This window comes from Streptomyces sp. NPDC001137 (genome assembly GCF_040298885.1).
Taxonomy (GTDB): domain Bacteria; phylum Actinomycetota; class Actinomycetes; order Streptomycetales; family Streptomycetaceae; genus Streptomyces.
The window spans coordinates 329,173-342,551 of sequence record NZ_JBEPBA010000001.1 but is presented as its reverse complement, the minus strand read 5'-3'; the positions used below and the strand labels follow the sequence as shown (position 1 = coordinate 342,551).

Annotated in this window: 8 protein-coding genes; 7 read left to right on the top strand and 1 reads right to left on the bottom strand. The window is 73.1% G+C overall.

Annotated elements, in window-relative coordinates; all coding sequences use genetic code 11:
• Window positions 1-47: 47 nt before the first annotated feature.
• The 4 genes from ABT254_RS01555 (at window position 48) to ABT254_RS01540 (ending at window position 7,962) form a co-directional block, all read left to right on the top strand.
• Window positions 48-2,765 carry a serine/threonine kinase C-terminal domain-containing protein gene (locus tag ABT254_RS01555; protein ID WP_351462430.1) on the top strand — a complete coding sequence of 906 codons (2,718 nt, stop codon included), beginning with the start codon at window positions 48-50 and terminating at the stop codon, window positions 2,763-2,765.
• 160 nt (window positions 2,766-2,925) lie between these two features.
• Complete coding sequence (locus ABT254_RS01550; protein ID WP_351462429.1) at window positions 2,926-4,608, top strand: serine/threonine-protein kinase; 1,683 nt, start codon at window positions 2,926-2,928, stop codon at window positions 4,606-4,608.
• A gap of 73 nt (window positions 4,609-4,681) precedes the next feature.
• Entirely contained in the window at window positions 4,682-6,295 is a 1,614-nt protein-coding gene (locus ABT254_RS01545; RefSeq protein WP_351462428.1) for a serine/threonine-protein kinase, read from the top strand.
• Window positions 6,296-6,393: 98 nt separating this feature from the next.
• Window positions 6,394-7,962: a serine/threonine-protein kinase gene (locus tag ABT254_RS01540; protein ID WP_351462427.1), complete on the top strand. Its 1,569-nt coding sequence runs from the start codon at window positions 6,394-6,396 to the stop codon at window positions 7,960-7,962.
• 7 nt (window positions 7,963-7,969) lie between these two features.
• Here ABT254_RS01540 and ABT254_RS01535 read toward each other — a convergent pair whose 3' ends face one another.
• The gene (locus ABT254_RS01535) at window positions 7,970-8,872 is read right to left on the bottom strand and encodes an AraC family transcriptional regulator (RefSeq protein ID WP_351462426.1); all 903 of its coding nucleotides are present in this window, start codon (window positions 8,870-8,872) and stop codon (window positions 7,970-7,972) included.
• Window positions 8,873-8,944: 72 nt separating this feature from the next.
• Between ABT254_RS01535 and ABT254_RS01530 the strand changes: the two genes are divergently transcribed.
• From ABT254_RS01530 to ABT254_RS01520, 3 genes are all read left to right on the top strand, one after another.
• The gene (locus ABT254_RS01530) at window positions 8,945-9,856 is read left to right on the top strand and encodes an MBL fold metallo-hydrolase (RefSeq protein ID WP_351462425.1); all 912 of its coding nucleotides are present in this window, start codon (window positions 8,945-8,947) and stop codon (window positions 9,854-9,856) included.
• A 48-nt stretch (window positions 9,857-9,904) separates the two neighbouring features.
• Window positions 9,905-11,620: a protein kinase domain-containing protein gene (locus ABT254_RS01525; RefSeq protein WP_351462424.1), complete on the top strand. Its 1,716-nt coding sequence runs from the start codon at window positions 9,905-9,907 to the stop codon at window positions 11,618-11,620.
• A gap of 136 nt (window positions 11,621-11,756) precedes the next feature.
• Window positions 11,757-13,370, top strand: a complete 1,614-nt coding sequence (locus ABT254_RS01520) for a succinic semialdehyde dehydrogenase (RefSeq protein ID WP_351462423.1) — start codon at window positions 11,757-11,759, stop codon at window positions 13,368-13,370.
• Window positions 13,371-13,379 lie beyond the last annotated feature (9 nt).

Below are 13,379 nucleotides of genomic sequence, written 5' to 3'. Positions count from 1 at the left end.
GACGCAAGGCGAACGGAATTGACCAACGGGCGGCCGGGGGAGGCAACGTGGACGACTATGCGGGACGGGTTCTTGCCGACCGCTACCGCCTGCCGCTGCCACCCGCCGACGAGTACGAACTCACCGAGACCCGCGCCTTCGACACCTACAGCGGTCAGGAAGTCCTGGTCAGGCAGGTGCCGTTGCCCGAAGTCGTCGAGGCGGAGGTGCTCGACGCGGAGGGTCTGCCGGACGGTTTCACGGCGCGTGACCCGCGCCAGCGCGGGAGCGGCCGGTCAGCGGCGCGCACCGGGGTGCGGCGCCCCACCGACCCGGCGGTTCGGCGCGCGGTCGAGGCCGCGCAGGCCGCGGCGCGGATCCCCGACCACCCGCGGCTCGACCAGGTCTTCGACGTGTTCGCCGAGGGCGGTTCGCTGTGGATCGTCAGCGAACTGGTGTCGGCGCGCCCGCTCGCGGCGCTGCTCGCCGAGAAGCCGCTCTCTCCGTACCGGGCGGCCGAGGTGGCCTCCGACGTCCTCATGGCGCTGCGGGTGCTGCACGCCCATGGCTGGGTGCACCGGAACATCACCGCCCGTACGGTGCTGGTCTGCGACGACGGCCGGGTGATGCTGACCGGGCTCGCGGTCGGGGCGGCGGAGGAGGCGCTGTGCGGATACGACCCGGTGCCGGCTCCGGAGGGTGACGAGGACGGCGGTTTCGGACCCGCGGGCGGCCCCCCGGGGGAGCCGGGCGGGCAGGCCGGACCAGGTCTGCCGGGCGGCCAGGGGGCGCGGAGCCCCCAGGGCCCCGGTGGGTTCCAGGGCACCCAAGGCGGTGCCGGGGGCGGCGACCCCGAGGCCGCTCGGCGTGCCGCCATCCGGGCGCGTACGGCCGGGGGGCTGCCGGGCGCCGGGCCGGACACGGCGAACGGGGCGGGGACGGCGCCGGGTGCGCTCGCACCCAAGGCCCTGGAGAGCGGCGGGGACATCCGGGCCGCCCGGGCCGGGGCGATCGCCGCGTACCGGGCGGGCGCCCGGGCCGCGGCCAGGGTCCAGGAGGCGCAGCAGAGCGGGCGGGCCGCGCTGCCCGGTGCCCGTTCCGCGCCCGAGGGCGGCGCCCCGCAGGCCAACGGCTCGGCACAGGCCCACACTTCCGGCGACGGCGTCGAGAACTCGCCGCGCACCACGACCCCACCGGGGCAGATAGCCGACCCCTACGGCGTGAGCGCCTGGCACGGGGCCGCGCCCCGGAGCGGAGCCGCTGGGGCACCGGCCGTCGAGGGCGGCGAAGCGGCCGGTCTCGCGGGCCGGGGCGGTCGTACGGCACTCCCGCCGGGCGACGGCGGTTTCCACACCGGCGGAAGCCCCTACGGCAACGGCGGCACCTACGCGGCGCAACCCGGCACCGGTGCGTCCGCGACCTCCGGCGTTCCCACCCCCCGCCTGGACAAGGCTCCCCCCACGGGCGCCACGCCCCCCAGCCGCTGGGACGACCTCGTGGCCGGCACCCCCGCCCCGCGGGGCCCCGCCACCCCGCTCGCCGCCGAGCGGGCCCGGCAGGCCCGGATGGCCGTGGTGGGGCCCGTGACGGAGCGATGGGCACCGGAGCAGGCCGGGCCCGTGCACGAGAACTGGCAGCTGGCGGCACCCATCGGACCCGCCACCGACCTGTGGGCGCTCGGGGCGCTGCTCTTCAGGGCCGTACAGGGGCATGCGCCGTATCCGGAGGAGTCGACGGCCGAGCTGGTGCAGATGGTGTGCGCCGAGCCGCCCGCCTTCGCGGAGGAGTGCGGTCCGCTGCGGCCGGTCGTGGAGTCGCTGCTGCGTCAGGACCCGACCGAGCGGCTCGACTTCGAGGAACTCAGGGGCTGGCTGCGCTCCCTCGTGCGGTCCGCGCCCGAGCCCGACGCCGGTGCGCACGTCATCGCGGCGCCGCCCGCCGACGCCAGCCGGCTGCCCGTCGTACGGCGGCGGGGCGAGCTGGTGCGCAGGCGGCGCGCCGGACTGCCCGCGACCAGCGCGCACGGACGGCACAAGCGGGCCAAGGAGCAGGGGCGTTCACCGCGCAGCCTCGGCCGCACCCTGCTGGTGCTGATCCTGCTCCTGCTGGCCGCGGCCGTCGCGTACGCCGTGCTCTTCATGCCGAAGGCCGGGGAGAAGGACGCGGGGGGCAGCGACCGTACCGGAAGTGCGGGGGAGGTCAGCCCCGCCCCCGAGCAGTCGGACAAGGGCGCGAGCAGCCAGCCGCGCCCCGACCAGACCTCGCCCAAGTCCGAGGACAGCCCCTCGAATTCGGCGACCGCCACCGAGAGCCAGACCAGCGGGCCGGCCGTCGCCGACGGTTTCACGCTGCGCAAGGACCCGGAGGGCTTCCGGATCGCCGTGGCCAAGGGCTGGTCCCGGGCCGGAAAGAACAGCTGGAACCAGGTGGTGTACTCGCACGGCGCCTTCGAGCTCATCGTCGTGAAGGGACGCGACGGCGCGGTCACCTACGGCAGCGACCCGATGGCGTACCAGCGGGACACGGAGCACGAGTTGCAGCCGTACCGCAGCTCCAGCTGGGCCACCGCGACCGGGCTGCGCACCGTCACGGTGGGGACCCGCACGATGGCCGAAGGACAGTTCACCTGGACCGACGCCGGCGGCAACGACCTGTATGTGCGCAACCTCGCGATGCTCATCGACGGGCGGTACCACATCGTGCAGGTGCGCGGTCCCGAGTCGCAGCGGGACGAGGTGACGAAGCTGTACGAGCAGGCGTCGGCCACGTATCAGGTGACCGGCTGACCCCGTCTGCGAACGGTCCGTGAGTTGAAAACGGTTGCTGGCCGGGCCCCGACGCGACAACCGTCACAGTGCGGTCTCCTTGGGACCCCCGTTGTTCCCTGTCGACGGACCGGTCCTTAGTCTGACCCTGTCAAGAGCATTGCGGGGCAACGTGAATCAGATGCAGGGCCAGCTTGTCGCGGGCCGCTACCGGCTCGCCGACTCGATCGGCAGCGGCGGCATGGGCCGCGTGTGGCGCGCACACGACGAGGTGCTGCACCGCGCCGTCGCCATCAAGGAGTTGACCGCCGCGCTCTATGTGTCCGAGAGCGAACGGGAGCGGCTCCTCGCACGCACCCGGGCGGAGGCGCGCGCCGCCGCGCGCATCAACCACTCCGCCGTGGTCACCGTCCACGACGTGCTGGAACACGACGGCCGCCCGTGGATCGTGATGGAGCTCGTCGAGGGCTACTCGCTGGCCGACGCGGTCAAGGAGCGGGGGCGGATCGAGCCCGCCGAGTCCGCGCGCATCGGACTGTGGGTGCTGCGCGCGCTGCGCGCCGCGCACGCCGCCGGAGTGCTGCACCGCGATGTGAAGCCCGGCAACGTCCTCATCGGCCATGACGGCCGCGTCCTGCTCACCGACTTCGGCATCGCCCAGATCGAGGGCGATACGACGATCACCCGCACCGGAGAGGTCGTCGGCTCCGTCGACTACCTCGCCCCCGAGCGGGTCCGCGGCCACGACCCAGGCCCCGCCTCCGACCTGTGGGCGCTCGGCGCCACGCTGTACACGGCGGTGGAGGGCCGCTCGCCGTTCCGCCGCACCTCGCCACTGTCCACCATGCAGGCGGTCGTGGAGGAGAACGCGGCCGATCCGCAGCACGCCGGTCCGCTCGGGCCCGTCCTGTCCGCGCTGCTGCACAAGGACCCCGCCGCACGGCCGTCCGCGGCCGAGGCCGAGCAGATGCTCGCCGAGGCGGCGGAGGGCTGGCGGTCGAACGCGGCGCAGGCGTATGTGCCCACGCAGCACACGGGCTCCCGCTACGAGACCGGGACCACCGCCACGGGCCCGCACACCGGCTCAGGCACGGGTCCGCAGCCGGGTTCCGGCACGCCGTACCCGCCGACGACCGGGCCGACGTCGATCGGGCCGACCGGAATGGGACCGGACCACCGGACGACCACCGGCCCCGCGCCGAAACGGCGCCGCCTGCGTGCCGTCATCCTCTCGATCGCCCTCGCGGCGATCGTCGGCGGAGGCGTGGCCGTGGCGTTCCAGTCGTGGGACAGGCGGTCGCCGAGCGCCACAGCGGACGGCTCCACGACGCAGAGCCCGACGCCCACGAGTTCGCCCAGCCCGAACGCCAACGGCAACGTTCCCGCCACATGGCGGGCGTACCACGACCCCTGGGGCTTCACCGTCTACCTGCCCAAGGGCTGGAGCCGGAAGGTCGTCGGCGTTCCGGGCGAGCTCAGGCAGGTCGACTACACGCCCGACAACGGCAAGCACTTCGTCCGCATCGCCAAGGACACCGCCCCGGACTTCAAGGATGCCCGCTCCCACCAGTTGAACCTGGAGCAGACGCTGGAGCACCGCTTCGCCGACTATCACCGCGTACGGCTGGAAGCCAACATCTACCGCGACCGGCCCGGCTCCGTCTGGGAGTACACCTGGACCGCGTTGAAGGGGCAGCCGGAGGTGCCCTTCCCCGGTCCGCGCCGTGCCGTCGAGGAGACGTACATGTCCGGGGACGGCACCGAGTACGCGATCTACATCTCCTCGCCCGCGGACGACTGGGCCACGACGAGCAAGCAGTTCAAGTGGGTCCTTCAGGGCTGGCAGGAGAGCACCTCCCCGTAATCGTTGGGCCGGACGGGGGTTGGCCGAATCGCCGCAGCGGAGCACATCCGTCCGGTGCGGCATGATGGGGCGCATGGGGACCGAGGGGGAAGGCGTCCGTGTCATAGCGGGCCGTTACCGGCTTGAGGCGAGACTCGGGCGCGGTGGCATGGGCGTGGTGTGGCGGGCGACCGACGAGCTGCTCGGCAGGCAGGTGGCGGTCAAGGAGCTTCCCCTCGACCTCGACGAGACACTCTCCGCGGAGGAGACCAGGCGGCAGCGCGACCGCACCCTGCGCGAGGCGCGGGCGGTGGCCCAGTTGCGCCACCCGCACATCATCGTCGTCCACGATGTCGTCGAGCACGACGAACGCCCTTACATCGTCATGGAGTTGATCGACGGCGGCTCCCTCGCCGACCGCATCTCCCAGCGCGGACCGCTCGCCCCCGCCGAGGCAGCCCGGATCGGCGCCGCCCTGCTCAGCGCCCTGCGCACGGCACACGAGGCCGGGGTGCTGCACCGCGACATCAAGCCCGCCAACGTCCTGCTCGAAGCCGGCACGGACCGGGTCGTCCTCACCGACTTCGGCATCGCGCAGGTCGCGGGCGCCACCACGCTCACCGAGACCGGCTCCTTCGTCGGCTCGCCCGAGTACACGGCGCCGGAGCGGATGTCCGGGGCCAGGACCGGCCCCGAGTCCGACCTGTGGTCGCTGGGCGCGCTGCTGTGCACCGCGCTGAGCGGCGAGTCCCCGTTCCGGCGCGACTCGCTCGGCGGCATCCTGCATGCGGTCGTGTTCGACGAGATACGGCCGCCCGCACAGGCCGAGCCGCTCCTCCCCGTCGTCCTGGGCCTGCTGGAGCGGGATCCCGACCGCCGGCTGGGCGCGGCGCAGGCCGAGGAGATGCTGCGCGCCTACCGGGACACCGGCCGCACCCCGGCCCTGCCCCAGGGCTACACACCGACCGAGCAGAACCTGTCCCGCCCGTCCGCGCCGCTGCCCACGCCGTCACCGGCGCCGTCGCCCACCGTGGAGACCAGGCGCTCCACCCGGGGCGTGCTGGTGGCCGCGCTGCTGGTCGCCGCGATGGCCGGGGCGGGGGTGTCGGCGGCGGCGCTGCTCATGAACCGGGGCGGCGAAGGGGGTGGTACGCCGACGAGTCCGCCGCCGCGGACCTCGGTGAGCGCGTCGCCGTCCGTCACCTCCGCCACGCCGAGCCCCTCGCGCTCGTCGTCCAAGTCGCCCGTCGCCGCGACCCGCCCCTCCGCCCCCTCCGGCTACCGGGTCGCCGAGGACCCGGCCGGCTTCTCCCTCGCCGTACCGGAGGACTTCACCCGCTCACCGCAGGGCGAGCGCGTCTTCTACCTGTCGACGGGAGAGACCTTCCGCCTCGGCATCAAGGCCACCGGCCCCGGGACGGGCGGTCCGCTGGCGGTGATGCGGCGCGCCGCCGCCCAGGGCTCCGACACCAACCCCGGCTACCACGACGGCCGGGTCACCTCGACCACCCAGCACGGACACCCGGCCGCCCTCTGGGAGTTCACCTGGAACGGCTTCAGCGCGGCCGAGGGGCCCCGGCACACCTACGACCTGTGCTGGGAGGAGGGCGGCCGGATGTACGACGTGTGGGTGTCGGCGCCGGTCGGCAAGGTGCGGGAGGCCAAGGAGTACTTCGACGTCGCGGTGGACACGTTCGTGGCCGGGTGAGGCGCGGGTCCGGTTGCTCCTCGGGGACACGTCACGGGTGTGTGACCGGAATGCGCCAACCCTGGATGCGTGAGCGTCTGGCGCGATATGGATGGTCCATGAGCAGCAGCGGGGGAGTCGGCCACGAGCCCGACGACACGACGAGTTATGTTCTGCAACCTCCCAGGCCCCGGCAGCCGGAGCCCGGCGCCGGGCGTCTCGTCGCGGGCCGTTACCGGCTGCTGGCCAAGTTGGGGCACGGTGGCATGGGCACGGTGTGGCGGGCCAAGGACGAGGTGGTCGACCGCGAGGTCGCCGTCAAGGAGCCTCGCGTCCCGGACCATCTTCCCGAACGTGAACGCGCCAACGCCTACGAGCGGATGCGTCGGGAGGCCCGCGCCGCGGCCCGTCTCGACCACCCGGCGGTGGTCAGTGTCCACGATGTGGCGGTCGTCGACGGCCGGCCGTGGATCGTGATGGAGCTGGTCCAGGGCCGTTCGCTCGGCAGCGCCCTGCAGGAGGGCACGCTGGACGCCCGCGAGGCCGCCAGGATCGGCCTGGAGGTGCTCGGTGCGCTGGAGGCCGCGCACGCGGCGGGCATCCTGCACCGCGACGTCAAGCCGGACAACGTGCTCCTCGGCCGCCACGACCGCGTCGTCCTGACCGACTTCGGCATCGCCCAGATCGAGGGCGAGACCAGCCTGACGGACACGGGCGGCTTCGTCGGCTCGCCCGAATTCACCGCCCCGGAACGGGTGTTGGGCCAGCGTCCCGGCCCGGCCTCCGACCTCTGGTCCCTCGGTGTCGTCCTCTATGCGGCGACGGAGGGCGTGTCCCCCTTCCGTCGCAGCAACACGCCGGCCACGCTCCAGTCGGTCCTCAACGCCACGCCGGCGCCGCCCGCCTCGGCGTCGGGACCGCTGGCCGAGCTGATCACGGGCCTGTTGCAGAAGGACCCGGCGAGACGTCCCAACGCGGCACGGGTCCGGGCGCTGCTGGAACAGGCCGCGAACCCGCCGGCACCCGCGCCCCCCACGCAGCCCGTACGGATCGTCACCCGAGGGTTCCGGTTCGGCCGCAGGGCCTGGATCGGGGCCGGTGCGGGCGTCCTCGCGGCGGTGGTGGCGGCGTACCTGGTGATCGCGAATCCCTTCGCGGGCCCGTTGCCCGACGGCTGGAAGACGCACCACGAGGGCGACGTGGCCGCCACGCTGGCGGTACCGGCCGACTACCAGCGGCAGGTGCCCGACCGGAAGACCGACAAGAACCACTGGGTCACCTACAGCGATCTGAGCGGGGCGATCGGGATCACCCTGAGCCTCCAGAAGAAGTCCGAGGACACCGGCGGCACCATCAAGGACTCCGCGGCCGCCCAGATGTACGACGACAACGGCACGTTCAAGCAGAGTGGCGCGTACGAGCTGAACATGCCGGGCGGCCCGGAAACGAAGACGAAGACCAGACTGACGACGTACGAGAACAAACCGTCCGCCGAGAACACGGTGGCCTACAAGACCGACGACAGCCAGCACCCGCTCCCGCGCGAAGTGCGGATCTTCTACTACAAGTCCTCGGCCGGCGACCTGTACAAACTGATCGTCAGCTACCCGGGCAAGGGCGACTTCACCGCGCGCGGACGCGAGGTGGCGCAGGTGGCCATCGCGAATCTCGCCGTCGACAGGCTCTGACCCGCCGTCAGCGCCGCACCTGGGCCCGATACCTCCCCGGCGTCACCCCGAACTCCCTGCTGAACGCGTGCGACAGGGCGTACGGGCTGCTGTATCCCGCCTCCCGGGCCACCGAGGCCAGCGGGGCGTCGGTGTCGCGCAGGAGCGCGGCCGTGCGGGTCAGCCGCCACCAGGTCAGATACGCCATGGGCGGGCGGCCGACCAGGGCGGTGAACCGGCGGGCCAGCGTCGCCCGGGACACGCCCGCCTCGGCGGCCAGACGGTCGTTGGTCCAGGGGGCGGCCGGGTCCGAATGCAGGGCGCGGAGGGCGGCCGTGGTCACCGGGTCGCCGAGCACGGCCGGCCAGGCACCGGTCGCCGTCTCCGCCTGCGTCGTCCACGCCCGCACCATGTAGATCAGCAGCAGGTCGAGCAGGCTCGGCAGGGCCAGGCAGGAGCCCGGGCGGCGCTCGTCGAGCTCGCGGGCCAACAGGTCCACGGCAGCGCGCAGTTCGGGATGGGAGCCGACCCGGTTCGGCAGATGGACGACCTGCGGCAGCTCCGCCAGCAGCGGGTGCACCCGGCTGCGGTCGAGGCGGTACTTGCCGCACAGCAACTCCACCTCCCGCCCGCCCGGCGCTCCGGCCGGCTCTCTCATCTCCTCGAACGGCACGGCCCGCGCCGTGTCGCCCGGCGCGTCCGCCAGCACATGCCCCGCCCCGTGCGGCAGCAGGACGACGTCCCCCGCGCCCAGCGTCACCGGCTCGCCGCCCCCGTCGGGCAGCAGCCAGCAGCCACCCGCGAGGACCACGTGGAACCCGGCGCCCTCGTACGGGGCGAGCCGCGTGCACCAGGTGCCGGCGACCCGCAGCCGGTTCGAGGAGGGCTGTCCGATGCGAACGGCGGCTATCGCGTCACTCACCACGTCCATGAGACGTAAGCGTATCCGAATGAGATGGGCAGGCATTGGAATGCTCACCGCAGCGCTCTTAGAGTTCATTGCATGGCTGATGAACATGGCGGGAACGCGCAGAGTTTCATGATCGGTGACGTCGAGGTGCTCCGGGTGGTCGAGTGGCGGGCGCCCTACGCCCCGGTCCGGGACCTCGTTCCGGGCGTCGGCCCCGAGGTGTGGCAGGACAACCGGGAGGCGCTCGTCCCGGACCACTGGGAGCCCGGCAGCGACCGTGCCGTGGTCGCGCTGCAGACCTGGGTGGTCCGCAGCGCCGGCCGCACCGTCCTCGTCGACACCGGTGTGGGCAACGGCCGTGAGCGGCCCGGCAACGCCCTCTTCCATCAGCGGCAGGGCGACTTCCCGGACCGCCTGGCGCAGGCCGGAGTGCGGCCGGAGGACGTCGACGTCGTCGTCAACACCCATATCCACGGCGACCACGTCGGCTGGAACACCCACGACGTGGAGGGCGAGTGGATCCCCGCCTTCCCGAACGCCACCTATCTCCTCCCGGCCGCCGACGACCACCACTTCGGCCCGGACGGCGGATACGGCGGCGGCGTACGCCCGGACGACCGGCTGATCTACGAGGACAGCATCGCGCCCGTGCACAAGTCCGGGCAGGCCCTGCTGTGGGACGGCGAGCACCGCGTCGACGAGCACCTCACGCTGGAGTCCGCCCCCGGCCACACCCCCGGCTCGTCCGTCCTGCGCCTCGCCTCGCGCGGTGAACGGGCCGTGTTCGTCGGTGACTTGCTGCACAGCCCGGTCCAGATCCTGCACCCCGAGTGCAGCAGCTGCTTCTGCCTGGACCCCGGGCGGGCGGCCACCAGCCGCCGCCGGGTACTCGAACGAGCCGTGGATGAGGGGGAGTTGGTGATCCCCGCCCACTTCGGTGGATCGGGGGCCGTGGAGGTGCGGCGCAGGGGCGACGCGTTCGCCTTCGCCCGCTGGACCCCGTGACGCAGGGCCGCGTCGACAACTCCCCGTTCCGCAAGGTACTCATGAGGCATGAGTGCAGGCGGCGAACGGACGCGCGAAGGTCGGCTGCTCGGCGGGCGCTACCGGCTGACCGAGCGCATCGGCTCCGGCGGCATGGGCACCGTCTGGCAGGCGTACGACGAACTCGTGGAGCGGGACGTCGCCGTCAAGCAGCCGAGGCTGCCCGGAGACCCGGAGGACGAGCACCGCCGGCGGGCCGCCCACCGTCTCCACCGCGAGGCCCGCGCCGCCGCCCGCGTCGACCACCCGGCCGCCGTCTCCATCCATGACGTCGTGGTCGAGGAGGACGGACTGCCCTGGATCGTCATGGAGTTGATCCGCGGCGAGTCCCTCCACGAAGTCCTCCGGCGCGGCCCGGTCGAGGCCTCGGAAGCCGCCCGGATCGGCCTCGCCGTCCTCGGCGCCCTGGACGCGGCGCACGCCGTCGGCATCGTGCACCGGGACGTCAAGCCCGCCAACGTCCTGCTCGGCGCGCACGGCCGTGTCGTCCTCACCGACTTCGGCATCGCCCACGTCCAGGGCGAGGAATCCCTCACCGTCAGCGGCGAGTTCGTCGGCTCCCTGGAGTTCGTCGCGCCCGAGCGCATGTCGGGCCGGGGCGCCGGTCCCGCCTCCGACCTGTGGTCGCTGGGCGTGCTGCTGTACGCGGCCGTGGAGGGAGTCTCCCCGTTCCGGCGTACGACGGTGGAGTCCACCCTCGCCGCGGTCATCGCCTCCGAGGCGCCCGAGCCGCAACAGGCCGGACCGCTCGGCCCGCTGATCACCCGGCTCCTCGTGAAGGACCCGGAGCAGCGGCCCGGCGCCAAGGAGACCGGCGCGGTGCTGGAGGCGGTGGCGGAAGGCTGGCCGGTACCGCAGGTCGAGGCCGGTGCGGCGGAGGCCCAGGACACGGCAGGGCTGCGGGAGTTCGCCGACGACGTCGGGACCGTACGACTGGGGGCGTCCCCCGTGGCCGTACCGGAATCCGACACCGCACCCGCCTCCGGGCCCCGCCCGGCGGCCGAGCCGTCCGCCGAACCGGAGTCCTCCGACCCCGAGCCGCCCGCCGAACCCGCGACGGCGAGCGTCCCGCACCCCGACCCGGCCCCGAAGCGCGCTCTCCTGCGCCGCCGCACCTCGCTCGCCGCGCTCGCCGCCCTGCTCGTCGGGGGCGCCTGGCTCGGCACCCCCTACTTCGTCGAGACCGAGAGCGGAGGCGTCACCGAACAGACCGGCACCCTCACCGAGACTCCGGCCCGCAAGGCGCCCCCCAGCGCTGGTGCCACCGCCTGGACCGCGCACCGGGAGAAGGGCATGAACGCCGTGCTGACCCTGCCGAGCCGGTACCGGGAGTCCGCCAGGGAAGGCAGCGCCACGAGCCCGCCCCGTCTCGTGGTGTACGACACGCTCGACTCCAACGTCACCCTCCGCCTCACTCAGTGGGACAAGGCACCCCGCTCCCCGATGGCCCAGGCGCAGCAGGACCACATCGACTGGAACACCTACAGCGGGGACGCGCGCACCCAGTACACCCGCACCACCTTCCACGGCTACGAGGCCGTCCAGGTCGACACCACCTTCGGCCTGGACGGCAGCCGGGCCCGGGTGATGCAGCTGACGATCCGCACCGACGACGGGCGCATGTACGAACTGCGCGTGGACATGGCCAAGGGCACCCCGGACGAGAAGAAGGGCACGGCCCTCTTCAAGGGCGCACGTGACCGTCTCGTGATCGGAAAGCGCTGAGCCAGTCCCCGCCGTCCCCGCACAACGCCTGATCAGCGCAAACCTTGCCAGTGAGCACTGGCGGCGTGTGTGTACTCCGTGAAGCCGCGTTACCGACGGGTACCCAAAGGCCCCGCGCCGTCATACCCTGCGCCTCATGACGGAAGCGCATGCCGAGGCCAAGACCGGCACGAACCCTCTCGCCCCCGCCCCCGAAGGCGCCCGTACCGCCGCCGACGTGGTCACCCCCGAGCTGATCGCGCAGCTCACCAAGGGCGTGGTCGGCTCCGGACGCACCGCCAACCACACGCCGTTCACCGGCGAGAAGCTGGCCGACCTGCCGGAATCCACGCCCGAGGACGTCGCCAAGGCCTTCGACGCGGCCCGCGCGGCCCAGGCGGTCTGGGCGCAGACCCCGGTCCGGCAGCGCGCGGCCGTCCTGCTCCGCTTCCACGACCTGATCCTCGCCCGCCAGGCGGAGGTCCTCGACCTGATCCAGCTGGAGACCGGCAAGGCCCGGCTGCACGCCCACGAGGAGGTCCAGGCCGTCGCGGTCGCGTCCCGTCACTACGGCCGCAGGGCCGCCGCGTATCTGAAGCCGAAGCGGCACGCGGGCGCCATGCCGACGCTGACGAAGGTCACCGAACTGCGTCACCCGCGCGGTGTGGTCGGCCAGATCGCCCCGTGGAACTACCCCCTGGAACTCTCGGTCGGCGACGCGCTCCCGGCCTTCGTGGCGGGCAACGCGGTCGTCATGAAGCCGGACACCGAGACCTGCCTGACCGCCCTGTGGGCCCGCGACCTGCTCATCGAGGCCGGCCTCCCGGCCGATGTCTTCCAGGTCGTCCTCGGCGAGGGCCCGGTCGTCGGCCCCGAGGTCGTCAAGCACGCCGACTACGTCTCCTTCACCGGCTCCACCCGCACCGGCCGCGAGGTCGCCCGGGGCGCCGCCGCCCGCCTGGTCGGTGTCTCCCTCGAACTCGGCGGCAAGAACGCCATGCTGGTCCTCGACGACGCCGACATCGAGAAGGCGGCCGCGGGCGCGGTCCGCGCCTGCTTCTCCTCCGCCGGCCAGCTCTGCATCTCCATCGAGCGGCTGTACGTCCACGAGTCGATCGCGGACACCTTCCTGGAGCGCTTCGCCACCCGCACCAAGGCCATGCGCCTCGGCACCTCCCTCGCGTACGGCGCCGACATGGGCTCGCTGGTCGGCGAACGCCAGCTGGAGACCGTCACCCGCCATGTCGAGGAGGCCGTGGCGAAGGGCGCGAAGGTCGTCGCCGGCGGTGTCGCCCGCCCCGACATCGGCCCGTACTTCTTCGAGCCGACCATCCTCGACGGCGTGACCGAGCCGATGTCGGTCTGCACCGAGGAGACCTTCGGCCCGGTCGTCTCGATCTACCGCTTCAAGACCGACGAGGAGGCGATCGAGCACGCCAACTCCACGCCGTACGGCCTGAACTCCTCGGTCTGGACGAGGAACGGCAGCCGCGGCCGCGAGGTCGCCGCCCGCCTGCGCACGGGCACCGTGAACGTCAACGAGGGCTACGCCCCCGCCTACGGCAGCGTCCAGTCCCCCATGGGCGGCATGAAGGACTCCGGCCTCGGCCGGCGCCATGGCTCCGAGGGCATCCTCAAGTACACGGAGGCCCAGACGGTCGCCCAGCAGCGGCTGCTGCCGATGGCCCCCTCACTGGGCATGGACGACGAGAAGTACGCGCAGTTCATGAGCCGCAGCCTGCGACTGATGAAGGCCCTGCGCTTCAAGTAGCAACGCCCG

Excerpts from the sequence above, each read along its gene's own strand:
- ABT254_RS01550 (WP_351462429.1), top strand. The coding sequence starts at position 2,926 with ATGCAGGGCCAGCTTGTCGCGGGCCGCTACCGGCTCGCCGACTCGATC.
- ABT254_RS01545 (WP_351462428.1), top strand. The coding sequence starts at position 4,682 with ATGGGGACCGAGGGGGAAGGCGTCCGTGTCATAGCGGGCCGTTACCGG.
- ABT254_RS01540 (WP_351462427.1), top strand. The coding sequence starts at position 6,394 with ATGAGCAGCAGCGGGGGAGTCGGCCACGAGCCCGACGACACGACGAGT.
- ABT254_RS01535 (WP_351462426.1), bottom strand. The coding sequence starts at position 8,872 with ATGGACGTGGTGAGTGACGCGATAGCCGCCGTTCGCATCGGACAGCCC.
- ABT254_RS01530 (WP_351462425.1), top strand. The coding sequence starts at position 8,945 with ATGGCTGATGAACATGGCGGGAACGCGCAGAGTTTCATGATCGGTGAC.
- ABT254_RS01525 (WP_351462424.1), top strand. The coding sequence starts at position 9,905 with ATGAGTGCAGGCGGCGAACGGACGCGCGAAGGTCGGCTGCTCGGCGGG.
- ABT254_RS01520 (WP_351462423.1), top strand. The coding sequence starts at position 11,757 with ATGACGGAAGCGCATGCCGAGGCCAAGACCGGCACGAACCCTCTCGCC.